General features: G+C 63.9%; 23 protein-coding genes. 6 read left to right on the top strand and 17 right to left on the bottom strand.

Translation table 11 applies throughout. The annotated features are described in order from the left end of the window. Nucleotides 1-7: 7 nt before the first annotated feature. The 3 genes from AiwAL_RS03545 to AiwAL_RS03535 are packed head-to-tail and all read right to left on the bottom strand — an operon-like array spanning nt 8 to nt 1,856. On the bottom strand, nt 8-1,150 hold the full coding sequence (locus tag AiwAL_RS03545; protein WP_235703180.1) for a 5-(carboxyamino)imidazole ribonucleotide synthase: 1,143 nt from the start codon (nt 1,148-1,150) through the stop codon (nt 8-10). Further along, the gene (purE, locus tag AiwAL_RS03540) at nt 1,147-1,656 is read right to left on the bottom strand and encodes a 5-(carboxyamino)imidazole ribonucleotide mutase (protein WP_235703181.1); all 510 of its coding nucleotides are present in this window, start codon (nt 1,654-1,656) and stop codon (nt 1,147-1,149) included. Before purE ends, AiwAL_RS03545 begins: the two co-directional genes overlap by 4 nt. Beyond that, nucleotides 1,653-1,856: a YdcH family protein gene (locus tag AiwAL_RS03535; RefSeq protein WP_235703182.1), complete on the bottom strand. Its 204-nt coding sequence runs from the start codon at nt 1,854-1,856 to the stop codon at nt 1,653-1,655. The genes purE and AiwAL_RS03535 overlap by 4 nt, the downstream gene beginning before the upstream one ends. Nucleotides 1,857-2,058: 202 nt before the next feature. Between AiwAL_RS03535 and AiwAL_RS03530 the strand changes: the two genes are divergently transcribed. Then, a complete protein-coding gene (locus tag AiwAL_RS03530; protein ID WP_235703183.1) occupies nt 2,059-2,229 on the top strand; it encodes a YdcH family protein in 171 nt (56 codons plus the stop codon). Nucleotides 2,230-2,280: 51 nt separating this feature from the next. Here AiwAL_RS03530 and AiwAL_RS03525 read toward each other — a convergent pair whose 3' ends face one another. Then, complete coding sequence (locus AiwAL_RS03525) at nt 2,281-2,868, bottom strand: DUF1013 domain-containing protein (RefSeq protein WP_408851181.1); 588 nt, start codon at nt 2,866-2,868, stop codon at nt 2,281-2,283. A gap of 186 nt (nt 2,869-3,054) precedes the next feature. On the opposite strand from AiwAL_RS03525, the gene moaA reads away from it, so the two are divergent. After that, nucleotides 3,055-4,041 (top strand): GTP 3',8-cyclase MoaA, encoded by a 987-nt coding sequence (gene moaA, locus AiwAL_RS03520; protein WP_235703185.1) that lies wholly within the window; start codon nt 3,055-3,057, stop codon nt 4,039-4,041. A gap of 162 nt (nt 4,042-4,203) precedes the next feature. Here the strand turns inward: moaA and AiwAL_RS03515 are convergent, their stop codons facing one another. The 5 genes from AiwAL_RS03515 to miaB all read right to left on the bottom strand — a co-directional run bounded on the left by AiwAL_RS03515 (nt 4,204) and on the right by miaB (nt 8,841). Beyond that, complete coding sequence (locus tag AiwAL_RS03515; protein WP_262312131.1) at nt 4,204-4,902, bottom strand: hypothetical protein; 699 nt, start codon at nt 4,900-4,902, stop codon at nt 4,204-4,206. 240 nt (nt 4,903-5,142) lie between these two features. Then, a complete protein-coding gene (locus AiwAL_RS03510; RefSeq protein ID WP_262312130.1) occupies nt 5,143-5,997 on the bottom strand; it encodes a hemolysin family protein in 855 nt (284 codons plus the stop codon). Beyond that, the gene (gene ybeY / locus AiwAL_RS03505) at nt 5,994-6,476 is read right to left on the bottom strand and encodes an rRNA maturation RNase YbeY (protein ID WP_262312129.1); all 483 of its coding nucleotides are present in this window, start codon (nt 6,474-6,476) and stop codon (nt 5,994-5,996) included. The genes AiwAL_RS03510 and ybeY overlap by 4 nt, the downstream gene beginning before the upstream one ends. Then, the gene (locus AiwAL_RS03500; RefSeq protein WP_408851212.1) at nt 6,476-7,465 is read right to left on the bottom strand and encodes a PhoH family protein; all 990 of its coding nucleotides are present in this window, start codon (nt 7,463-7,465) and stop codon (nt 6,476-6,478) included. Before AiwAL_RS03500 ends, ybeY begins: the two co-directional genes overlap by 1 nt. 5 nt (nt 7,466-7,470) lie before the next feature. After that, complete coding sequence (gene miaB, locus AiwAL_RS03495; protein WP_262312127.1) at nt 7,471-8,841, bottom strand: tRNA (N6-isopentenyl adenosine(37)-C2)-methylthiotransferase MiaB; 1,371 nt, start codon at nt 8,839-8,841, stop codon at nt 7,471-7,473. Nucleotides 8,842-9,021: 180 nt separating this feature from the next. Here miaB and AiwAL_RS03490 point away from each other — a divergent pair, with 180 nt between their 5' ends. From AiwAL_RS03490 to AiwAL_RS03480, 3 genes are all read left to right on the top strand, one after another. Further along, a complete protein-coding gene (locus AiwAL_RS03490) occupies nt 9,022-9,798 on the top strand; it encodes an IclR family transcriptional regulator (protein ID WP_235703191.1) in 777 nt (258 codons plus the stop codon). A gap of 3 nt (nt 9,799-9,801) precedes the next feature. Then, a complete protein-coding gene (locus AiwAL_RS03485) occupies nt 9,802-10,968 on the top strand; it encodes an acyl-CoA dehydrogenase family protein (protein ID WP_262312126.1) in 1,167 nt (388 codons plus the stop codon). 62 nt (nt 10,969-11,030) lie between these two features. Further along, nucleotides 11,031-12,410 (top strand): MFS transporter, encoded by a 1,380-nt coding sequence (locus tag AiwAL_RS03480; RefSeq protein ID WP_262312125.1) that lies wholly within the window; start codon nt 11,031-11,033, stop codon nt 12,408-12,410. Between the two features lie 31 nt (nt 12,411-12,441). Here the strand turns inward: AiwAL_RS03480 and ade are convergent, their stop codons facing one another. From ade to AiwAL_RS03440, 8 genes are all read right to left on the bottom strand, one after another. Beyond that, complete coding sequence (gene ade, locus AiwAL_RS03475; protein ID WP_262312124.1) at nt 12,442-14,142, bottom strand: adenine deaminase; 1,701 nt, start codon at nt 14,140-14,142, stop codon at nt 12,442-12,444. A 77-nt stretch (nt 14,143-14,219) separates the two neighbouring features. Continuing rightward, nucleotides 14,220-15,683, bottom strand: a complete 1,464-nt coding sequence (locus AiwAL_RS03470; RefSeq protein WP_262312123.1) for an AMP nucleosidase — start codon at nt 15,681-15,683, stop codon at nt 14,220-14,222. A gap of 146 nt (nt 15,684-15,829) precedes the next feature. Next, the gene (gene motA, locus AiwAL_RS03465) at nt 15,830-16,699 is read right to left on the bottom strand and encodes a flagellar motor stator protein MotA (RefSeq protein WP_235703195.1); all 870 of its coding nucleotides are present in this window, start codon (nt 16,697-16,699) and stop codon (nt 15,830-15,832) included. A gap of 45 nt (nt 16,700-16,744) precedes the next feature. Continuing rightward, entirely contained in the window at nt 16,745-17,680 is a 936-nt protein-coding gene (locus AiwAL_RS03460; protein WP_235703196.1) for a flagellar motor protein MotB, read from the bottom strand. Nucleotides 17,681-17,778: 98 nt separating this feature from the next. Next, the gene (locus AiwAL_RS03455) at nt 17,779-18,753 is read right to left on the bottom strand and encodes a threonine/serine dehydratase (RefSeq protein ID WP_407932520.1); all 975 of its coding nucleotides are present in this window, start codon (nt 18,751-18,753) and stop codon (nt 17,779-17,781) included. Next, nucleotides 18,753-20,192, bottom strand: a complete 1,440-nt coding sequence (locus AiwAL_RS03450; RefSeq protein ID WP_262312122.1) for a glycosyltransferase family 39 protein — start codon at nt 20,190-20,192, stop codon at nt 18,753-18,755. The genes AiwAL_RS03455 and AiwAL_RS03450 overlap by 1 nt, the downstream gene beginning before the upstream one ends. Further along, the gene (locus tag AiwAL_RS03445) at nt 20,189-21,283 is read right to left on the bottom strand and encodes a glycosyltransferase family 2 protein (protein WP_262312121.1); all 1,095 of its coding nucleotides are present in this window, start codon (nt 21,281-21,283) and stop codon (nt 20,189-20,191) included. The genes AiwAL_RS03450 and AiwAL_RS03445 overlap by 4 nt, the downstream gene beginning before the upstream one ends. Continuing rightward, a complete protein-coding gene (locus tag AiwAL_RS03440; protein WP_262312120.1) occupies nt 21,280-21,768 on the bottom strand; it encodes a peroxiredoxin in 489 nt (162 codons plus the stop codon). The genes AiwAL_RS03445 and AiwAL_RS03440 overlap by 4 nt, the downstream gene beginning before the upstream one ends. Nucleotides 21,769-21,929: 161 nt before the next feature. Here AiwAL_RS03440 and AiwAL_RS03435 point away from each other — a divergent pair, with 161 nt between their 5' ends. Next, nucleotides 21,930-22,490: a YqgE/AlgH family protein gene (locus AiwAL_RS03435; RefSeq protein ID WP_235703200.1), complete on the top strand. Its 561-nt coding sequence runs from the start codon at nt 21,930-21,932 to the stop codon at nt 22,488-22,490. The last annotated feature ends 17 nt before the right edge of the window (nt 22,491-22,507 follow it).

Here is a 22,507-nt window from a genome sequence, read left to right as displayed (position 1 = left end):
CCCGACCTTACTCCTCCACCGATGTGCCAAGCGGCCCCAGCGCGGCGGCGATGCCGAATTCGCCGGGCAGAGCGCCGTGCGGGAACAGGGTGGTGACGTGGCCGAGCTTGCGGCCAGCCCGGGCGGTGGTTTTGCCGTAATGGTGGGGAATCAGTTCGCGGGTCGCGACGATTTTCGGCCAGAGGGCGATATCCTTCGGGCCGATCAGGTTTTTCATCACCGCGTCGGAATGGCGGATCGCCTGCGGCAAAGGCAGCCCGGCGACCGCGCGGATATGCAGATCGAACTGAGAGGCAGGGCAGGCGTCGATCGTCCAGTGGCCGGAATTATGCGGCCGGGGCGCGATTTCGTTGGCGAGAACGGCGCCGTCGCGGCCGATGAAGAATTCGACGGCCATCAGCCCGACCAGGCCGATATGCCCGGCGATGCGCAGCGCCATGGCCTGGGCGTCGGCGCGGATTTCGGGATCGAACGGGGCGGGCGCGACGGTAAGGTCGAGAATATGGTCGCGGTGGCGGTTTTCCACCGTGTCGAAGGCGGTGATCGTGCCGTCCGCGCCGCGCGCGACGATGACCGAGCATTCGGCGGCGAAATCGATGAAGCCTTCGAGGATCAGCGGCTTGGGGTCGAGCAGCGCAAAAGCGAGTTCGGCTTCGGCGGCGGATTGGATCAGCGCCTGGCCCTTGCCGTCATAGCCGAGGCGGGTGGTTTTCAGCACGGCGGGCAGGCCGATGCGGGTGATGGCGGCGCGCAGTTCGGCGAGGGTTTCGACCGAGGCCCAGGGCGCGGTGCGCACGCCGGCCTGATTCAGGAAGGATTTTTCGGCGATCCGGTCCTGGCTGATGCGCAAAATGTCTGGACCGGGGCGCACCGGCTTGCGTTCGGCGAGAAGGTCGAGCCCTTCGGCGGAGACGTTTTCGAACTCGAAGGTGATGACGTCCACGGCGTCGGCGAAGCGGATCAGCGCGGCTCGGTCTTCATAATCGGCGAGGGTAGTCGTGGCGGCGACCTGGGACGCCGGCGCATCGGGTTCGGGGGTAAGGATATGGCAGCGATAGCCGAGGCTGGCGGCGGCCATCGCCGACATGCGGCCGAGCTGACCGCCGCCGACGATGCCGATGGTCGCGTTGGGGTGGAGCGGGAATTTCATGAGCCTTCGTGCGGGTCCTCGGGTGCGTCCGGCACGCTCGCGGTCTGCGCGGCGCGCCAGGATTCGAGCCGTGCCGCGAGCGCCGGGTCGGTAAGGGCGAGCATGGCGGCCGCGAACAAAGCCGCGTTGATCGCTCCCGACTTGCCGATGGCGAAAGTGGCGACCGGCACGCCGCCGGGCATCTGGACGATGGAATGGAGGCTGTCCACGCCGCGCAGGGCAGCACTTTCCACCGGCACGCCGAGGACGGGCAGGGTGGTGAGCGAGGCGACCATGCCGGGCAGATGGGCTGCTCCGCCGGCGCCGGCGATGATCGCGCGCAGGCCGTGCTCGCGCGCCGATTTCGCATAGGCCACCATGCGCTCCGGCGTGCGATGCGCGGAGACCACACGGGCCTCGAACGGAATGTCGAGGGTTTGGAGGATGTCGGCGGCATGGCGCATCGTGGGCCAGTCCGAGCGGCTGCCCATGATAACGCCGATCAACGGCGCGGTATCGGCCTTCATGCGATGTTGTCTGGGATCAGCCGGCTTTCCAGCCGCAGGATCTGATCGCGCAACATCAGCTTGCGCTTCTTGAGCCGTTGCACCTGTAACTGGTCGATCGCGGCCTGGTCGCCGAGCCGTGCGATGACGGTATCGAGATCGCGATGTTCGCTGCGCAGCCCATGCAATTGCCGCAGCAGATTATCCTTGTCGGTCAGCATGCCCGGCTCTCTACCACATTTCCGGCCCGCGCGTCCCGCGCTGCTTTGCCGGTTCGGCCAATCCATGTTCCGCGTTGCGGATGGCTTGCATAAAAGTTTGATGACATCCCGCATCGGCGAGGTCTAGACTCGGCAATGGCGCCGTCCGAACGGTGCCGGAATGCTTCGATCGAAGGTTCCCATGATCGGAAAGGAATCGATAATGAGCCTGCAAGCTAGGATCGAGTCGTTGAAGGTTCGCCATGCCGGGCTGGAAGCCCGCATTTCCGAGGAAGATAGCCGTCCTCGCCCCGATGACGACCAGCTTGCCCGGCTCAAATTGGAAAAACTCCGCTTGAAGGAAGAGTTGGAGCGACTCAAAACGAACGCATAGAGGCCGGACGACATGCCATGCCTGGGCCGGCGAACCGGCCCAGGGGAGTGATCAGGCCGCTTCGTCCTCGGAATGATGATGGTGCGGCGGCGGCGGCGGTACCGGGTGGCCTTCGCGCTCGGCGCGGGCATTCGCGGCGCTTACCGCGTCGTTCAGATCGGATTGCTTGCAGAGGCCGAGGATCACCGGGTCGCGCGGCTTGATATTGGCGCTGTTCCAGTGGCTGCGCTCGCGCACCTTCTGGATGGTTTCCTTCGTGGTACCAAGCAGTTTGACGATCTGAGCGTCCTGAACCAGCGGATAGTTGCGCAGCATGAAGGCGATGGCGTCCGGCCGGTCGATCCGCTTGGCGACGGGGGTATAGCGGGAGCCCTTGCCGCGCTTCGGGCCAGGCAGGGCGGTTTCCAGCACCTTCAGCCGTGCCGAGGGATCGGCCTCGCAACGCTTGATGTCCTCGGCGGTCGTCTGCTTGTTGGCGACCGGATCGTAGCCGACGATTCCCTGCGCCACCTCGCCATCCGCGATCGCCTGGATCTCGAGCGGGTGCATGCCGCAGAAATCGGCGATCTGTTCGAAGGTCAAAGCGGTCTTTTCGATCAGCCACACGGCGGTGGCTTTCGGCATCAGGGGCAAAGTCATCGTCATACCTCAGGAACAGCGGCAAACGGCCAAGGCCAAGCCTCGGCGCAGCCGAAAACAATATATATTCCTCCCGATATGGTGCAGAGTTGTCGTCGCGGTCAAGCTATTCCGCGCCGCTATCATTGCAGGGCGCCCCCGCGCGCGCCTCTTGCGCTAATGGCCATAGAGGTAAACATTACCCTCATGATCGATCCGTTCGGGCGTTCCATCACCTATCTGCGGGTTTCGGTGACCGACCGATGCGACTTCCGCTGCGTCTATTGCATGGCGGAGGATATGACGTTCCTGCCGAAGAGCGACCTGCTCTCGCTGGAGGAGCTGGAGCGGCTTGCGGGGGTGTTTGTCGGGCTCGGGGTGCGCAAATTGCGCCTGACCGGGGGCGAGCCGCTGGTGCGGCGCGGGGTGATGGCGCTGATCAACCGGTTGGGATTGCGGCTGGGCCACGGGCTCGACGAGCTCACCCTGACCACCAATGGCAGCCAGTTGGGGCGGTTCGCGGAAGAACTGGTGGCGGCCGGGGTGCGGCGGATCAACGTGAGCGTCGATACGCTGGACGCCGATAAATTCGCCGCGATCACCCGCTGGGGACGCCTGCCGCAGGTGCTCGACGGCGTGATGGCGGCCAAGGCGGCGGGGCTCAAGGTCAAGATCAACACCGTTGCACTCAAGGACGTGAACGAGGGCGAATTCGATGCGATGCTCGCATGGTGCGGACAGCACGGGTTCGATCTGTGCCTGATCGAGACCATGCCGCTCGGCGAGATCGACGGCGACCGGTTGGAGCAGTATCTGCCGCTGTCGGTGGTGCGGACCCGGCTGGCGCGGAATTGGACCCTGAGGCCTACCGATTATGCGACCGGCGGCCCGGCGCGGTATTTCGACGTGGCGGAGACCGGCACGCGGCTCGGCTTCATCACGCCGCTGACCCATAATTTCTGCGAGGGCTGCAACCGGGTGCGGCTGACCTGCACCGGCACGCTCTATATGTGCCTCGGCCAGAATGACGCGGCCGATCTGCGCGCGGTGCTGCGCAGCAGCGACGACGATGCGGTGCTGCGGGACGCAATCGTCGCCGCGATCGCTCGCAAGCCGAAAGGGCATGATTTCGTGATCGACCGCGAGCACAACCGGCCGGCCCTGGCGCGGCACATGAGCGTGACGGGGGGTTAGGCAGAGCTCGGCTGCTTCTGAAGTTCCTATGTATTTGCGGTGGCGATTTTAGGAACTTCAGAACCATCAACCACACTAGAATCAAACGTTTGCTAGTGTCCTTTCGATTCGGAAGTTCGTAAAACGCCTTTATCAGCAACAACGAACTTCCGAATCGGAACACTAGCCGCTAACGTGGAGCCGGGCGCGCGGCGGCACGAGGTCGGATCGGGTATTGCGCCAGACGGCACGGGCATTGAACAGGAAAACGAGCAGAAAGCTCGCGATCATACCGAGACAGCCCAAGAATACCGCGATCCTGAACCCGCTCGTGATCGCGTCGAACAGGTGATGCGGGGCGCCGAGGGGACGATAGATGAGGCTTTCGACGATGCCTTGGCCTGAAAGGATCGAGCCGAAAAGGAAGGGATTCGGCCGGATCGCATACCAGTGCGGATCTGGTGCGGCTGACCACCGGATATAGCCGTCGATATCGTTGAGCAACAAACAAAGATACACGATCGTAAATAAAATCACGCCGGTCAACGCCACGGCGATATGCCGGCGGGTCGATGCCGCGCTCGGGTTTCGTCTCAACACCGGGTTTGACGCGAGGGTTATCCGCACCAGGGAATAGTTGAGCGATTTCATGTTCTTTGGCACGATCCGCCCGCAATGGATCAGCAGATAAAGGCCAAAGACGATTCCCGCCAGGATCGCCGAGCATCCGGCGGGACCGTAGAATCGGTCCGCCCGGAGCACCGCCAAAACCGGAAAGACGCGGCCGAAACCATGCTCCGTGACCGAACAGAGACCGCGAAACCAGGGAACCGCACGCGCCGCAATCGGCGCGAGGACGATAAGCGCCGGAAATATGACCATGCCGGGACGCATCCGTGAGAGAGTAGCGGGATCGCGGCGGTGCTACAAATCGCCCCTGACAATGACCTTTCAGCCCGATGATTATTGGTGTCAGCAGCGCGGTGGAGCGCCGAAACGACGCGCAGGTAATCCATTTTTCGCGACACCGGCCATTGAAGGAATGGATTGCTCGTGTAATGGGGGGGGCTGATTTGATCGAAGGGATCGTATTGTGGGGCGCTCGGCGTCGCATTGACGATTCTAAATTTCCGACTTTCCCAGTTTTCGTGCCCGAAGGCGGCGGATGCGGCGCGCGTCGGCGTCGAGGATCAGAAATTCGATGCCGGCGGAATGGGCGATGATTTCGCCGCGCGTCGGCACCCGGCCGGCGAGGGTAAAAACCAGTCCGCCGACGGTATCGAGATCGGCCTCGCGTTCTTCCTCGGTCAGGACCGGGCCGAATTTCGCCTCGAACTCCTCGATCGGCAGGCGCGCGTTGAGATCGACGCTGCCGTCGTCCCGCTCGATCAGCATCGGGCCTTCGATTTCGTCGTGCTCGTCGTCGATATCGCCGACGATGGTTTCGACCAGGTCTTCGATGGTGACCAGGCCATCGACGCCGCCATACTCGTCGATCACCAGAGCGAGATGGGTGCGCCGCTGGCGCATCTGCAGCAGAAGATCGAGCACCGGGATTTGCGGGGCGACCATCAGCGGCTTGCGCAGAATGGCGCGCAGCGAAAACCGATCGGACGGGCCGATATAGCCCATCACGTCCTTGATGTGGACCATGCCGAGCACATCGTCGAGATGTTCGCCGAACACCGGCATCCGCGAATGGCCCTCGCGGCGGATCTGGTCGATCGCCTGATCGAGCGTGACGTCGGCGCGCATCGCGACGATGTCGGCGCGGGGCACCATCACGTCGTCGGCGGTAATGCCGCGCAGCCGTAGCACGTTGGCGATCAGCGCGCGTTCCTGCCGGTCGAGCCCGGTGCCGCCGTCTTCGGTGTCGAGCTCGGCTTCGGCCTCCTCCATCAGCTCGCCGATCTGCTGGCGCAGATCGGGCTGTTCGCGCATTTTGTGCAGCAGCTTGGTGAACCAGCTCCCGCTCATGACTGGTGTTTCCACGGATTCGGCACGCCAAGACGAGCGAGAAGCCGGGCTTCCAGTCGCTCCATACGCCGGGCGTCGCCCGCGTGGTGATGATCCTCGCCGGCCAGATGCAGAGCGCCATGGACGATCAGATGCGCGAGATGATGGGCGGGGCGTCTGCCCGCCGCTCGCGCCTCGCGCAGCACGGTGCCGAGGGCGACGATGATTTCGGGCGGCGCCTCGTAGGTGAGCACGTTGGTCGGCTTGTTGCGGCCACGGTCGCGCGCGTTGAGGCGCTTCACCGTCGCATCGTTGGTGAGAACCACCGACGGCGCGTATCCCGCCGCGATCAGGGCGCGAGCGACCAGCCGTTCGGGTGCCGAGACGTAGCGCCGCCAAAGCGGCTCGGCAACGATTATCTCCCCCCGCGACGCCGCGGCGCCGAAGGGGAGCCTACTATAGGGTTCCTGCGGACTACAGGATTCTTGTGGAGGCTCCATCAGTTTTCGCGTTCGCGCTCCTGCTGCGCCGTCGTTCGCCGATCATAGGCCTCGACGATGCGGGCCACCAGCGGGTGACGCACCACGTCGTTCACGGTGAAGCGGGCGACGCCAATGCCCGAAACCCCTTCCAGCGTGTCGAGCGCGTCGGTGAGGCCGGAACGGCTTCCGGTCGGCAGGTCGATCTGCGAGAGATCGCCGGTGATGACCATGCGGGTACCTTCGCCCATGCGGGTGAGGAACATTTTCATCTGTACCGGCGTGGTGTTCTGCGCCTCGTCCAGGATGACGAAGGCATGGGCAAGCGTGCGGCCGCGCATGAAAGCGAGCGGGGCGATTTCGATTTCGCCCGAGGCCATGCGCCGCGTCATCTGGTCGCCGGGCAACAGGTCCTGCAGCGCGTCGTAAAGCGGGCGGAGATAGGGATCGACCTTTTCCTTCATGTCGCCGGGCAGGAAGCCGAGCCGCTCGCCGGCCTCGACCGCCGGGCGCGACAGCACGATGCGGTCGACCCGGCCGGAGATGAGCATGGCGACCGCCTGGGCGACCGCGAGATAGGTCTTGCCGGTGCCGGCCGGTCCGATCGCGAACACCATCTCGAAGCGGGAGAGCAGGTCGATATAGCTGGCCTGCCCTGGGCTGCGCGGGCCGACTGCACCCTTGCGGGTGCGGATTGCCGGCAGGTCGGACAGCGGCAGGCGGGGGTCGATCGTGGGATCGACCAGCCGTGCCGCCGCATCGACTTCCGCGACGCTGATCGCCTCGCCCTGCGACAGGCGCTGGTAGAGTGACGACAGCGCGATTTCCGCCGCCTCGACTCGACTCGGCTCGCCGGAAATCGACACGCGATTGCCCCGGCAGGCGAGGCGAACGCCAAGCCGTTGCTCGATTCGGGCGAGATTGCGATCGTGATCGCCTAGAAGAACCGACAACAAGCTGTTGTCGTTGAAGGTAAGAGTGCGGGAAAGCGAGGCTTGCGGTCCGGCGATCTGGCTCAAGCGGCGATTTGCTCCTGGTTGAGGGTGGCCATCAGGGAATTGGGGTTGGCGGAGGCGATTGTCACGGGGTGGATCGTTCCGGGAACAAGACTGGCGGTGTTGACGATCACCGGCTGCAGATAGGGTGAGCGCCCGGCCATCTGGCCGGGATGGCGGCCAGGGCCGGTGAACAGAACATCGAAGCGCCGGCCGATCTGCGCCCGATTGAAATCGTGCTGCTGTTCGCGCAACACCGCTTGAAGTTCCTGCAAGCGGCTGTTTTTCAAAGATTCTGGCACCTGATCGGGCGATTCGGCGGCGGGCGTGCCGGGACGCGGCGAGTATTTGAAGCTATAGGCGAGGGCGAAACCCGTCTCGCGCACCAGGTGCATGGTGGCGGCGAAATCGGCGTCGGTTTCGCCGGGGAAGCCCACGATGAAATCGCTCGACAGCGCGATATCCGGCCGCGCCGCGCGCAGATCGGCCACGATGCGGCGGAATAGATCCACGCCGTGTCGCCGGTTCATTGCCTGGAGGATGGCGTCGGAGCCCGACTGCACCGGCAGATGCAGGAACGGCATGAGTTTCGGATTGTCATGATGCGCGGCGATCAAGGCGGCATCCATATCGCGCGGGTGGGACGTGGTGTAGCGCAGCCGGGCGAGGCCGGGGATGTCGGCGAGTTCGGCGAGCAGGCGCGCTAGCGGCCATGTGCGCCCGTCGAGGCCGTCGCCGTGCCAGGCATTGACGTTCTGGCCGAGCAGGGCGATTTCGCGTGCCCCGCCGGCGACAAGGCGTTTTGCTTCGGCGAGGATGGCGGCGGCCGGACGGCTTTGCTCGGCACCGCGTGTATAGGGCACCACGCAGAAGGTGCAGAATTTGTCGCAGCCTTCCTGGATGGCGAGAAAAGCGATCGGGCCCTGCGAGGCCTGTTGCGCCGGCAGATGGTCGAATTTCTGTTCCGCTGGAAAATCGGTATCGACCACGGCGCGGCGCTTCGCCTCGACCTCGGCGATCAGTGCGGGCAGGCGATGATAGGCCTGCGAACCGACCACGACATCGACGTAGGGGGCGCGGGCGAGGATTTCCGCGCCTTCGGCCTGGGCGACGCAGCCGGCGACCGCGATCGTCATCGCTCCGCCGCGCGCGTCCTTGACCGCGCGCAGCCGGCCGAGTTCGGAAAACAGCTTTTCCGAGGCGCGCTCGCGGATATGGCAGGTGTTCAGGATCACCATGTCGGCGTCCGGCGTATCGACCGCGCGATAACCCAGCGGACGCAGCACGTCCGCCATGCGCGCGCTGTCATAGACGTTCATCTGACAGCCCCAGGTGACGATGTGCAGCGTGCGGAGGATCTGGGCAGTCGCGATCGGGGAGGTTTCGGTCATTCGCATTCATCCGGGCAGAGAGTTTGCCCGTGGATGTGCCGAGAAATCTGGCCGGTCAAGCGTTGGATGGATAATGCCACTCCCGAGTCCTTCGCGCCGATCATCGCGATCGTCGCCGTCTCCTGTCAAGAATTTTCCGAGCCTGCTTGACAGAAAATTCTAAATATTGAAAATAAATTCATGGATGTAAAAACAGCAGCCAGAACGATCGACCTTTTCGAGGCATTTGCCGAGCATCGCCGCCCGCTGACGTTGACGGAGCTTGCCAGGGCATTGGCGATTCCGGCCTCCAGCTGCCTCGGACTGGTGCGCACCCTCGCGGGCCGAGGGTATTTGTACGAAATCCAGCGGCGCAATGGTTTCTATCCAACCGGACGCCTTTATGCCCGCGCGAGCATCATCGCCGCGCATGACCCGCTGCTCGAACGGGTGCGCCCGACGCTCGAAGCACTGCGCGACGCCACCGCCGAATCCGTCGTGTTCGGCAAAATGAAGGAAACGCGGATTCTTTATCTGGACTACGTGCCCTCGCCGCAGAGCGTGCGCTATATCGCGGAGGCCGGCGACATGCGTCCGCCGCACGCCAATTCGCTCGGCAAGGCGATTCTGGGCGCAATGGACCGGGCGGACCGGCTTGCACTGCTGTCGAAAATCGACTGGCAGCGCTTCACATCGCGTACCGCGAAAGATCTGGCGGCGCTGGAGGCCGATCTCGACGCCTCGCGCGAGCGCGGCTGGTACGCGAATTTGGGCGAAAGCATCGCCGATCTCGGGGCTATCGCCTCACCCGTCCGGGTCGGCGGAGAGTGGTTCGCCGTTTCGGTCGTCGGGCCGCTCAATCGGATCGAAGCGTCGATCGTGCGCCATGCGCTTCACCTGTGTGCTGCCCGCGATGCGCTGGATGCGGTGTTCGGCGCCGATGGAGCGATGACGCTTCCTTCAGGCCCGGAGACATAGATCATGGATTTTGCCCTGACACCGGAACAGGAGGCGGTCCGCGACGCCGTTGCGCGCATCTGCGCTCGATTCAGTGACGATTACTGGCTGGAGCGCGACCGCGATGGCCGGTTTCCCGCCGAACTGCACGGAGCACTCGCCCAGGATGGCTGGCTCGGCATCTGCATGCCGGTGGCGCATGGCGGCGCCGGGCTCGGGATCACCGAGGCCGCCATCATGATGCAAGCGATCTCCCAATCCGGCGGGGGCATGACCGCCGCGTCTTCGGTGCACATGAATATCTTCGGGCTCAATCCCGTTGTGGTGTTCGGCACCGAAGAGCAGAAGCGCCGGATGCTGCCGCCGCTCATCGCCGGCAGGGAGCGCGCCTGCTTTGCCGTGACCGAGCCGAATACCGGCCTCGATACGACGCAGCTCAAGACACGTGCCGATCGCCGGGGCGACCGCTATGTCGTCAATGGCCAGAAAGTTTGGATTTCCACAGCGCAGGTCGCCGAAAAGGCGCTGATCCTGGCGCGGACCACGCCGCTGGAGGAGGTGCGCCGCCGGACCGACGGCTTGAGCCTGTTCTACACCACGCTCGATCGCAAACGGGTCACGGTGCGCGAGATCGAGAAAATGGGCCGCAAGGCGGTCGATTCCAACGAGGTGTTTTTCGACGGATTGGAAGTCCTAGTCGAGGACCGGATCGGCGAAGAGGGCAAGGGTTTCGAGTATATCCTGCACGGCCTCAACCCGGAGCGCATTCTGATCGCGGCCGAGGCGGTGGGGCTGGGTTTCGTCGCGCTGGAACGCGCGTCGCAATACGCGAAAGAGCGCGTGGTGTTCGGCCGGGCGATCGGCAGGAATCAGGCGATTCAGCATCCGCTCGCCGAATGCTGGATGGAGATCGAAGCCGCCCGGCTGATGATTTTCAACGCGGCGTGGCGTTACGACAAAGGCCTGTCCTGCGGGGCGCAGGCCAACGCGGCAAAATATCTGGCGGCGGAGGCCGGATTCAAGGCGTGCCAGCAGGCGGTCATGACCCATGGCGGCTTTGGTTATGCCAAGGAGTACCACGTGGAGCGCTATCTCCGCGAGGCGATGATCCCCCGGATCGCGCCGGTCAGCCCGCAGCTGATTCTCTGCTTCATCGCCGAAAAGGTGCTGGGCCTGCCGAAATCCTATTGACGGATGCTGCCACGATACCGGTCAGACCGAAACGGCAATGTCAGATAATGACGAGGAACTCCATGAAATCGAATAGCTATGATGCGGATGCTGAGCGGGAGCTGATCGCCCGTCTCGACCGGCTGCCTTTATGGCCCCATTCCAAGCTGGTTCTCTGGGTTGTTGGAATAGGTTACCTTATCGCGTTTTTCGACATAACCAACGTCGCGTTCGGCTTGCCGGTGTTCAGCAAGGTTCTGCACTTCACCGCCGGACAGCAGGCTATTCCGATCACAGCGAGTCTTATCGGTTACATTGCCGGTTCCTGGCTGAACAGCAATTTCGCCGACATGATCGGCCGGAAAGGCGGAATCATGACGGCGACGCTGCTGTTCACCGTCGGGTGCATCGGAACGGCTTTCGCGGTCGGTATCGTTTCGATGGTCGCGGGGCGGTTCATCACCGGCATGGGTATCGGCGCCGAAATCGCCGTTATTTCCGCTTACATCGGTGAAATGGCTCCGGCATCGGTGCGGGGCCGATACACGGGTCTTGCGAGCATGTTCGCGATGATCGGCCTGGGGATCGTTCCCGTGATTGCCCTGATGCTGGTGCCGAATTTTCCGTGGGGCTGGCGAGCCATGTTCTTGCTCGGCGCGCTTGGCGGCCTTACGCTGTTCGCGTTTCCCTGGATTCCCGAATCGCCGCGCTGGTTGCTGAGCAAGCGCCGGCTGGCGGAAGCCGCGGCAATCATCGATGCGGCCGAAGCCAGGGCCAAGGCGCGCATCGGCGATCAATTGCCTCCGCCCATCGAAGTGGCGGCCGAAGTGCATATGCTGGGCTTCCCGACCACGGCACTGTTCCGCGCGCCGTTCGTCGGTCGCGTGGTATTGCTGTTTCTGCTCTGGTTCATCTGGTATCTCGGCACTTATGCGTGGCTGGGGCTGGGGCCGACATTTTTCGTCGCCCGCGGCTATACGCTCGCCCACAGCATCGCATTCATGCTGACCAGTTCCATCGGCTATCCGCTGGGGTCGCTTCTTGCCACCGCCCTGGGTGATGCCTTCGAGCGCAAATATAGCATTCTCATTGGTATGCTGGTCTGGACCGCCGGTTTCGTGGTGATCGGCGTCACCGGCAGTTCGACGGTCATTTATGTCTCGGTGTTCCTGCTATCTGTGTCGAATGGCTTCTTCGTGCCATTGATGTATGCGCTGACGGCGGAGAGTTTTCCGACACGAGCACGGGCGACCGGCGTTTCGCTGACCGATGGAGCCGGACATCTGGGCGGTGCGATCGGCCCGATCATGGCGATTGCCATCTATTCGTGGGGCGGCAGTTCGGTGGGTTTCCTGGCGGTGTTTCTGTTCATGGCATTGACGGGCCTGGTCACGGCCATGATCCTGCCATTCACGATCAATGCCACCCGAAAATCGCTGGAAGTCGTAAGCGGGGAGCGGTGATGGTGCGGATCGAAGCCGCGGCCGCGCAGCACTAACCGGGAATAAGTTCGAACCGATCGACATCGACCAGCCCGCGATCGGTGATTTTCAGGTGCGGAATCACCGGCAAAGGCAGAAAGGCCAGTTGCAGGAACGGTTCGGGCAAGCGCGAGCCCATGTCGCGGACGATCCGCTGCAAGACGAGGAGTTGGGCGCGAACGGTTGAAAACGGTTCGAGACTGATCAGTCCTGCCATCGGCAGCGCGAGCGATCCGAGAATGGCGCCGCTTTGCACCGCGACGAAACCGCCGCCGAGGGCGATCAGATGATTGACGGCAAGTGCCATGTCGGAATCGTTCGAGCCCACGACGCAGATATTGTGGCTGTCGTGCCCGACCGAGGCGGCGAGCGCTCCATCGGCGATGCCGAATCCCTTGACGAAGCCGCGCCCGATATTGCCGTTGACGCCGTGCCGCTCGAGTACCGCGACTTTCAAAACGTCACGCGCCGGGTCGGGGTGGCGCAACCCGTCCTTCCAGGGCAGATCCATCGTTAGAAATTCAGTCACGATTTTGCCTTGGAGGATGCCGATCACCGGCCCGGTCGGCCCGCCGGCTGGGGCACGCAAATCCTCCGGGCGGATCGGGGCGCGGCGCACGCTGTCCAGCCCGATCGGCGACGGCGCGGTGCGATTTTTGAACAGATTGGGCTCGACCGGCATACCGCGCGCGATGACCCGCGCGACGGCGCAGTCGTGAAGATCGTCAAGCAGGATGATGTCCGCGCGCTGACCCGGCGCCAGCAAGCCGCGATCGGTCAGGCCGAATCCGCGCGCCGCCGAGAACGACGCGGCGCGGTAGGCGTGCAGCGGCGCCACGCCCAGGGCGATCGCGCGGCGGATCAGGTGGTCGATATGGCCTTCCTCGGCAATGTCGAGCGGATTGCGGTCATCGGTACAGAAGCTGCACAGAATCGAGGTTTCCGTCGTCAGGGCCGGAGCGAGTGCCGCGAGGTCTTTGCAGACGGTACCTTCGCGGATCAGCAGATGCATGCCCTTTTCGAGTTTTTCACGAGCTTCGTTCAGGCTCGTGGTTTCGTGACAGTTGCGAATCCGGCAGGCGAGATAGGCGTCGAGCGCGCGTCCGCCAAGCATCGGGGCGTGACCGTCGATATGACCATCCTGGAACAGGGCGAGCTTGTCGATGACCACCGGGTCTTTGGCGAGCAGGCCGGGAAAGTTCATCATTTCGGCAAGCCCGACGACCTGCCGTGCCGACCGGTATGGGGCAAGGGATGCGGCATCCATTCGGGCGCCGGCGGTCTCGAGATGGGTCGCCGGCACGCAGGAGGAGAGCTGCACGCGCAGATCCATGACCATCCGCCCGGCACAGGCGAGCATATAGTCGAGGCCGGCGGTGCCGAGGACATTACAGATTTCGTGCGGATCGGAAATCGCGGTTGTGGTGCCGCGCGGCAGCACGCACGCCTCGAATTCCAGCGGCGTGACCAGGGAGGATTCGCAATGGACATGGGTATCGATGAAGCCGGGAACCGCAATGCGCCCCTCGCCATCGACCCTGTTTGCTGCCTGATAATCGCTGCCGATGCCGACGATCCGGTCGCCACAAATGGCGATATCGACCGGCTTCAATGTGCCGGTGACCAGGTTGAACAGGCGCACATTGCCGATCACGAGGTCGGCCGGCATCCGCCCGAGGGCCTGATCGATGCAGTTTTCGAGAAAGCGTCGCATGATCCATGATCGGGTCATGGATGGGCGTTGTCAAACACCCGTTGCGCAGGCGATTCCATAGCTACCGGAAAGCGGGGCTACCGAAAGCCGGGTTCGACGAAGCCGCGCAGCTTGCGCGAGTGCAGGCGCTCGACGCCCTGCTCGCGCAGGATGTTCATTGTCTCGATTCCGATCATGATATGCTGATCGATGCTGGTGCGGTAGAACGTATTCGCCATGCCGCGCAGCTTGAGTTGGCCGTGCAGCGGCCGGTCCGACACGCAGAGCAGGGTGCCGTAGGGCACGCGGAAGCGAAACCCGTTCGCGGCGACCGTGGCCGATTCCATGTCGACCGCGATTGCGCGGCTCTTGTTGAACGCACTGAAATAGTCGCCGAGCTGGATTTCCCAGTTCCGGTTGTCGGTGGTCGCGACCGTGCCGGTTCTGAGCCTGGTTTTCAGTTCGTGATCGCGCAGGCCGGTGATCCGCGTGGTTGCATCCGCGAGGGCGACCTGGACTTCCGCGATCGCGGGGACCGGAACCCAGAGCGGCAATTCATCGTCGAGGACGTGATCGGCGCGGACATACCCATGGGCGAGCACGTAATCGCCCAGAACCTGGCCGCGCCGAAGCCCGGCGCAATGCCCCACCATGAGCCAGCAATGCGGCCGGAGTACCGCGACGTGATCGGTGATCGTTTTCGCGTTGCTTGGGCCGATGCCGATATTCACTAACGAAATGCCGGTGCCATCCGGCCGTTTCAGGTGATAGGCCGGCATTTGCGGCAGGTTCCGGCCGAACAGGGATGCCGCGTCATCATCCATTCCCGGCTCGACCGCGATATCGCCGGGCCCGACCAGTTGGGTAAACCTGTCGCCAGCGGCCAGTTCGCGCAACCCGTAGTCGATGAAAGCGTCGGCATAGCGCTGATAATTGGTGAACAGAACGAAGGACTGAAAATGTTCCGCGGCCGTGCCCGTGTAATGGTGCAGGCGTGCGACCGAGAAATCCACCCGTTCAGCGGTGAACAGCGCGAGCGGATTGGGCGTTCCGGCCAGAGGGCGAACCGCGCTGTTGGCGATCGCGTCGTTGATCGTCCAGAGATCGGGAACGGTCACGCGGTCGAGCAGCGACTCGAAATCGAAATCCGCCGAGGCACCCGATGCATCCTGGACGGCGAAGGCGAACGGGATTGCCGTGGTACTCGGGCCGACACGAACGTCACAGCCATGGTGACGCATCAGATGGCCGATCTGCTCTTCGTAATAGGCGCCGAACAGATCGGGACGGGTGACGGTCGTGCCGTAAACACCCGGTTCGAGAAACACGCCGTGGGAGAGGCGCGCATCCACGTTCAACTGGTCTGGGGTGACCGCGAAGGCGACATAGGGATACGGCGCCTCGACCTTGCCGTTACGGCTGGGTTCATTGATCCGCCGCTCGAACTGCCGCGTGATCGTCGCCAGGCTGCGATCGTAGATCGAGCGAATTTCGGCCACCGCATCCACCGCATTGGAAAACGTCGTCAGTTGGCCGGCGCCTTCCACGATGAGGCCGCTCATGCGCGATGCGTCCTTGACTGCGTGGCGGGTTCGAAAAAATATGGGCCGGGAATAGTCGTTGTCATGTCCTATCCGGTGTGTTGCACCTTATTTTGAGCGTCGACCCCGGTTCGTTCAAGATGTTTATCAAGATCGAAGCGGGGGTATCAGGCGCCAATTTTCAGGCTTTTGACCGAATCTTCCAGTTCCTGAAAACTGGGCATGTGCATGTTCGGCACCATTTTTCGGCCGATTTCGACGCTGACCTGCGGGGCGTTGCCGTGGAGATGGGCGACCAGGACGGCCCGGATGACCTCGAAATATTTGGAATCCTCCTCGACCACGCCACGCAACCGCACGGCACAAGGTCCGACGATGCCATAGGCCAGCAGCACGCCGAGAAAAGTGCCGGTCAGCGCTTCGCCGATCATTTCGCCGAGAATGGCGGGAGGTTGACTGATATGAGCCATGGTTTTGATGACGCCGAGCACGGCGGCAACGATGCCGAGAGCGGGCAGTCCATCGGCCATGACCTGAAGATTATGCGCGCCGTGCAGTTCTTCGGTCAGGGTTTTTCGCAATTCGCGCGCCATCACATCCTCGATCTGGTGCGGATCGTCGGCGTTCATGCCGACCATGCGCAGATAGTCGCAAATGATCGCCGTGGCGTGGCGGTTTTTCAGGATCGCCGGAAAATGCTGAAATACCGGGCTTTCTTCCGGTCGTTCGATATGCGCTTCGAGCGCCATCGCTCCCTTGGTGGTCGCCAGACGCACCAGATAGAACAACAGACAGAGCAGGTTCGTGTAGTCGGCTTTTTGAAATAAGCCGCCTTTGAGGACTTTCTTGAAATCGCCGAGCGTATGCTTGATGTGATGGATGGAATTGCCGGCGACGAGCGTGCCGAAGGCAGCCCCGCCGATGGTGATGAATTCCAGGGGCAATGCCTTCATGAGCGGGCCGATCGCCCCGCCGCTCGCGACGAACACGCCGAACACGCACACCAGAAGGAATGCCAAACCTCCGAGGGTCAGCATAGATGAAGCATCACGCGGAAATATCGGCTGTGGCGGGTCACGGCGTCATCGGGGATTTGGCAGGTTCGGGCCGGTGGCAGGCGCGGGGCGCAACACCAGGATCGCGATGCGGCGATTGGCGGCGGCGCGCGGATGTTCGGGTAGGAGCAAGCGCCGGTCGGCGTAACCGGAAACGGCGACGATCCGATTTTTCGGCAAGCCGGAATGTTCCATCAGCTGACGCGTCGCATTCGCCCGATCGACCGAGAGATCCCAGTTGCTATGGCCTGGAACCCGATAGGGCCGTGCATCGGTGTCGCCGGAGATGCGGATCGGATTGCCAAGTCGGGCAAGGATCGGCGTGATTTTTCTGATCAGGGCGCGCGTCATCGGGTTGGGCTGCGCCGAGCCCAGTGCGAACATCGGCCGCTTGTGCGTATCCATGATCTGAACTTTGAGACCCGCCGGCGTTTCGTGGATGCTGACCTGGCGCGCCAGGCTGCGCAGGGACGGGTCCGCCTCGATCGCTTGCCTGATCGCCCTGGTCGCGGCGGCGAACCGGCGATGACCGATATTTCCGGGCTGAATATCTCCGATGGTTTTGCCCGATCTGGCGGTATGGATTCCCGATCGCGGAACCGGATGGTGATGCGCTCCAGGGGGCGTGCGGGCGACCGTTCGCGGCACCGGGTTGTTGCCGATCGTCACCCGAACGGCGCCCCGATCGGATGACAGGGCGCCATGATCGAACGGGGTATGGCCGCCGAACGGCTTGCCTTCGCCCGATGCGCCGCGATTGAGAATATTGGCCTGGCTGAAATAATCGGCCAGGCCGATCCGTTGCGCCTCCGTCGTCGCGTTAATCAGCCACATCAGCAGGAAGAACGCCATCATCGCCGTCACGAAGTCGGCATAAGCGACTTTCCATGCCCCGCCATGGGGCACGCCTTCGACGATTTCCTCCTTGCGAATGATCAGGTTGACCGGCTGATTGCCGGCCATCCTGCCTCGATTTTTCCGTACCGCCATCGTTCATCCACCGCCTTTGCGGCGGAGTATCGCGAGGCAGGATTAACAGAAGCTGAATCGGTTCGGTGAGTTCAGCAATCGAGCGCGCGGGCCAGGACCGCAGGATCGACATTGCCGCCGGACAGGACGATCCCGACGGTCAGGCCGGCGACCGGAAGCAAGCCGGCATGCAAGGCGGCGAGGGCGACCGCACCGCCCGGCTCGACGACGATCTTCAATGTCCTTACGGCGAAGCCGATCGCCGCCAGGACCGCCTGATCGGACACCGCGACGGCGCCGGCCAGCCTCGGCCGGTTGATCGCAAAGGTCAGCTCGCCGGGCTCCATGGCAAGGAGAGCGTCGCACAGAGGCGATCCGGTGCCGTCATTCGCCACGCGGCGGCCCGCGTGGAGCGAGCGGCCGGTATCGTTCCAGCCTTCGGGCTCGACGGCGATCAGCCTTGTTTCCGGGGATAAAAGCTGCAGGGCAAGCGCGCAGCCGGCGGTCAGGCCGCCGCCGCCGGTGCAGACGAGAACCATATCGAGTTCGCATCCCGCTGCCCTCGCGTCCTCGACCAGTTCAACGGCAAGCGTTCCCTGACCGGCAATCACGTCGGCATGGTCGTAGGGTGGAATCAGCGCGGCCCCGGTGCGTTCGGCAATCACCCGGCCAATCGCGGCGCGATCCTCCTTGCGCCGGTCATAGGTGATGATCTCCGCACCCCAGCGCGCGGTCGAGTCCCGCTTGATCGCCGGGGCGTCGGACGGCATGACCACGGTCGCGCGCATACCGAGAGTTGCGGCAGCGCAGGCGATGGCCTGACCGTGATTTCCCGACGAATATGTCACCACGCCCCGCGCACGGGCTGCTTCCGGCAGGCGCAGCAGCGCGTGGGTGGCTCCGCGCAGCTTGAAGCTTCCGGTTCGTTGCAACGGTTCCGCCTTGATGAACACCGTGGCCCCGGTTTCCTCGTCGAGGATCGGCGATCGCAAGGCCGGCGTGCGGACGATAAAAGGCGCGATCATCCGATGGGCGCGGACGATGTCGTCTTGGGTAGGGGGTTGCATCATCGCGCGTCTCTCACGATTGCATCGGGCACGGCGGAACCTAATTCGACCCGATAGAGGTCGTAAACCTCGATCGTCTTATGGTCGCGACGCCGATCGAGCGCACCGATCAGCGTGGCATCGTGAAACCGGCCATCGGTTTGTGGTTTCAGGTATCGCGGTTCGACCAGAAGGCCGGATTGGCGGGCGTTCGGCGCAAGGCTGGGCAGATCGAAATAGCGCCAGCGCGGGCCGACGCCGATCACCGCTATCGATTTTGGCCGGCGATAAGCCAGTTCGGCGACGGTTGCGTAATCGGTTCCCGCGATGAAGGCCGAGTGCCTGACCTGAGCGAAACGAGCGACGCCTGCGGCAAACTGCGGCCAGCCGGCGAGTTCGAGGGCGGTCGGGTCGTGCCGGACGGGCAGGGGGATCGGTGCGGCGATCGCCTGAGCATAGACGATTGCCGTGATGACGGCGCCCAGCGTGGCCGCGGCGGGCAGCCATTTTCGCGTCATGTCGCTGGCCGCGCCGGAAGCGGCCAAGGCGGCGCCGGGGTATAGGATGGAAGGCCAATTAGCCTGCACGGCGCCGGACAAAGTGTGTTCGACAAAGATCGCGCCCGGAATCACCACCGAAAGCCAGACAAGTTTATTTGCGGTGCTCCGGTCGCGGATCGCCCGCCAGACGCCGGCCGCCATCAGCGCGGCGACAATCGGGGTCGCCAGACCGAGCTGGCCGCCGATCAGGCCCGCAAGGTGTTCGAGCGTATCGGAAAGATCGAGATGCGCGGAACGGCCGCCCTGCTTGGCGAAGCTGACCCAGCCATGCCCGGCATTCCAGAAGATCACCGGCGCGAACAGCAGGAGGCCGAAGCCGAGTCCGATCCAGGGCAGCGGCCGGCGCAACGCAGCCCGGCCAGCGGGTGACATCAGCAGCCAGAGCCCGACGATCGGGAATAGCAGAACCCCGGTATATTTGGACTCGAAAGCAAGCCCCTCCGCTATCCCGGCCGCGATCCACCAGCGATCGTCGCCGGTGGCGTGCCAGCGCGCGACGGCGGCGATCGTCGCCGTCCAGAACAGCAGCAGCGGCGTATCCGGCGTGGTGATGATCGCTCCGGCGTTGAGCATCAGGGTCGCATTGAGCAGGATCGCCGCGACGATGCCGGCATTCCGGCCGGGGAACAGATCGTCCCCCGCCCGCCAGAGCAGGAGGGACCCGATCGCCGCACCGATCGGCGAGAGCAGCCGGATGCCGAGCGGGGACTGGCCGATCAGGCCGGTTCCGGCCTTGATCCACAGGGCGATCAGCGGCGCGTCGTCGTAATAGCCGGGCCGCAAATGCCGCGACCACAGCCAGTAATAGGCCTCGTCCGGGGCAAGCGGCACCAGGGAAGCGACGATCAATCGGACGATGGTGATGCCGGCGATAAAGAGCAGGAAATATCGCCGCGTCATCGCTGGCGCCACACCAGCGTCGCCGAAACCGCGTAGTTCCACACCACCCCGATCGCCGAGCCGGCGGCGCTGGCCGCCAGGCTCGTCGCGCTTTCCCGATAGAGGGCGCGTGCGATGCCGATATTGGCGATCGCCCCCAATCCGCAGACCAGCATGAACAGGATCAGACCACGCCAGTAGCGTGGGCCCCTCAGCCGGGAGCTTCGATAGGTCAGGCGATTATTCATCTCGAAATTGGCGATCATCGCAACGATCGTGCCCAGCGCCTGAGCGGTGCCGAAATCGAGGCCGGCATGCCGGCCCAGTTCCATGACGGCGAGATTGACGATCAGACCAAAGCCGCCAACCAGGGCGAAGGCGATGAATCGCAGGGGAATCGTGCCGCCGAGCGCCTTGTCGATCAGCAGGCCGGCGAACTGGACGAGCACCAGGATGTCGAGCTTGCTCTCGCCGGCGGTGCGCCGGCGGAAACGGTAGGGGATTTCGACGATTTTCAGCGGATGCTGTGCCGCAAGGAGAAGATCGAGCAGGATCTTGAACCCCTGGCCGGTCAGCCGATGCGTGAGGCTTTCGAACAGGTCGCGCCGCAGCATGAAAAATCCGCTCATCGGATCGGTGATCGGCACGCGCGCCAGGGATTGCGCGAGCTTGATCCCGGCGTTCGACAGCCTGGCCCGCATCGGCGAGGCGAGACCGGCGGCGTCGCCATCGCCCACATGGCGGCTGCCGACAACCAGATCGGCACCTGCATGCAACGCCGAGAGCATGGCCGGCAGCTTGGTTTCGTCGTGCTGGAGGTCGCCGTCGATCACCGCGATGATGTCGGCCGAACTGGCGAGACCGCCCTCGATCACCGCGGAGGACAAACCGCGCCGCCCGATGCGTCTCAGGCAGCGAACCCGGTTATCCTCGCGCGCCAGACGGCGGGCTTCCTCGGCGGTGCCGTCCGGGCTGTCGTCATCGACGAAAATGACTTCCCAATCGAGTCCTTCAAGGCTCGCGGCGAGCGCCCTCACCATCGGGGCGACGTTCGGTCTTTCGTTGAAGCACGGGACGACGACGCTAAGCGTCGGCCCGGACGATCCGGTCACGAAGGTGGCAGCGCCTCGAGGATCGCTTCGGCGCGGCTCACATCGAATCCGCCCGCCTGTTCCACGGCGAGATGAGCGACCACGCCATCCTTTGCGATCAGCGCGAAACGCTGGCTGCGAACCCCGAGGCCGCGCGCGGTCAGGTCGAGTTCCAGCCCGAGAGCGCGGGTGAACAGGCCGGAGCCGTCGGCAAGGAAGGTGATTTTGTCTCCGCCGCTCTGGCTCGCGGCCCAGGCACCCATCACGAAGACATCGTTGACCGCGAGGCAGGCCACCTCGTCGACGCCTCTGGCGCGCAAGGCATCGTAGTGCTCGAGGAAGCCGGGCAGATGACGGGCGCTGCAGGTGGGCGTGAAAGCGCCGGGAACCGCGAACAGAACCGCGGTCTTGCCGGCGAACAGGGTGCCGGTATCGACCTCCTGCGGTCCGTCCGGAGTCGGCTTCATCAGCTTCATCGTCGGCAATTTGTCGCCCACCTTGATCATCGTGTCTTCTCCTGGCCTCTGGTTTGCCGGCCCGTGTGGTAGCCGAACCCGGCACGCGCGTGAAGCGGCCGGAAGGCAGCGACCCTTGCGCCGCGGTTGCGCGCAGAGGATAGGGGCGGGATGACGAAGCCGATATCCGCCCTAATATCTATTTGATGCCGATGGACGAGATCGTTTTGACCGGCCGTTTGCTGATCGCCATGCCAGGGCTGGTGGGGCGCGATTTCGCGCGGACGGTCATTTATGTCTGCGCCCATTCGCATGAGGGTGCGATGGGGCTGATCCTCAATCGTCCGCTCGCCCGGCCGCAATTCGGCGAGCTGGTGCAAAATCTGAATCTCGCGGACACCCCGCCTACGCAGGACATCCCGGTATGTTCCGGCGGCCCGGTCGATCAGGGGCGCGGCTTCGTGCTGCATTCCGCGGATTGGCGCACCGGGGAGACGCTGGAGGTCGATGACGGCCATGCCATGACCGCGAGCCTCGACGTTCTGCGTGCGATCGTCGAGGGACACGGCCCGCGCCGCTGCGTCCTTGCCCTGGGCTATACGGGTTGGGGTGCCGGGCAGATCGAGAGCGAAATCAGCGCGAATTTCTGGCTCGCCGGTTCGGCCGACGATGCGATTCTGTTCGATCGGTCGCCAGAGACGAAATGGCGCCGCTCCCTTGCCCGGATCGGGATCGATCCGGCGGCGCTTTCGGGAGAGGCGGGACACGCCTGAACCGCAAAGCCCTCGAA

This window comes from Acidiphilium sp. AL (assembly GCF_025499445.1).
Lineage (GTDB): Bacteria > Pseudomonadota > Alphaproteobacteria > Acetobacterales > Acetobacteraceae > Acidiphilium > Acidiphilium iwatense.
This window is presented reverse-complemented; position numbering and strand designations above follow the sequence as displayed.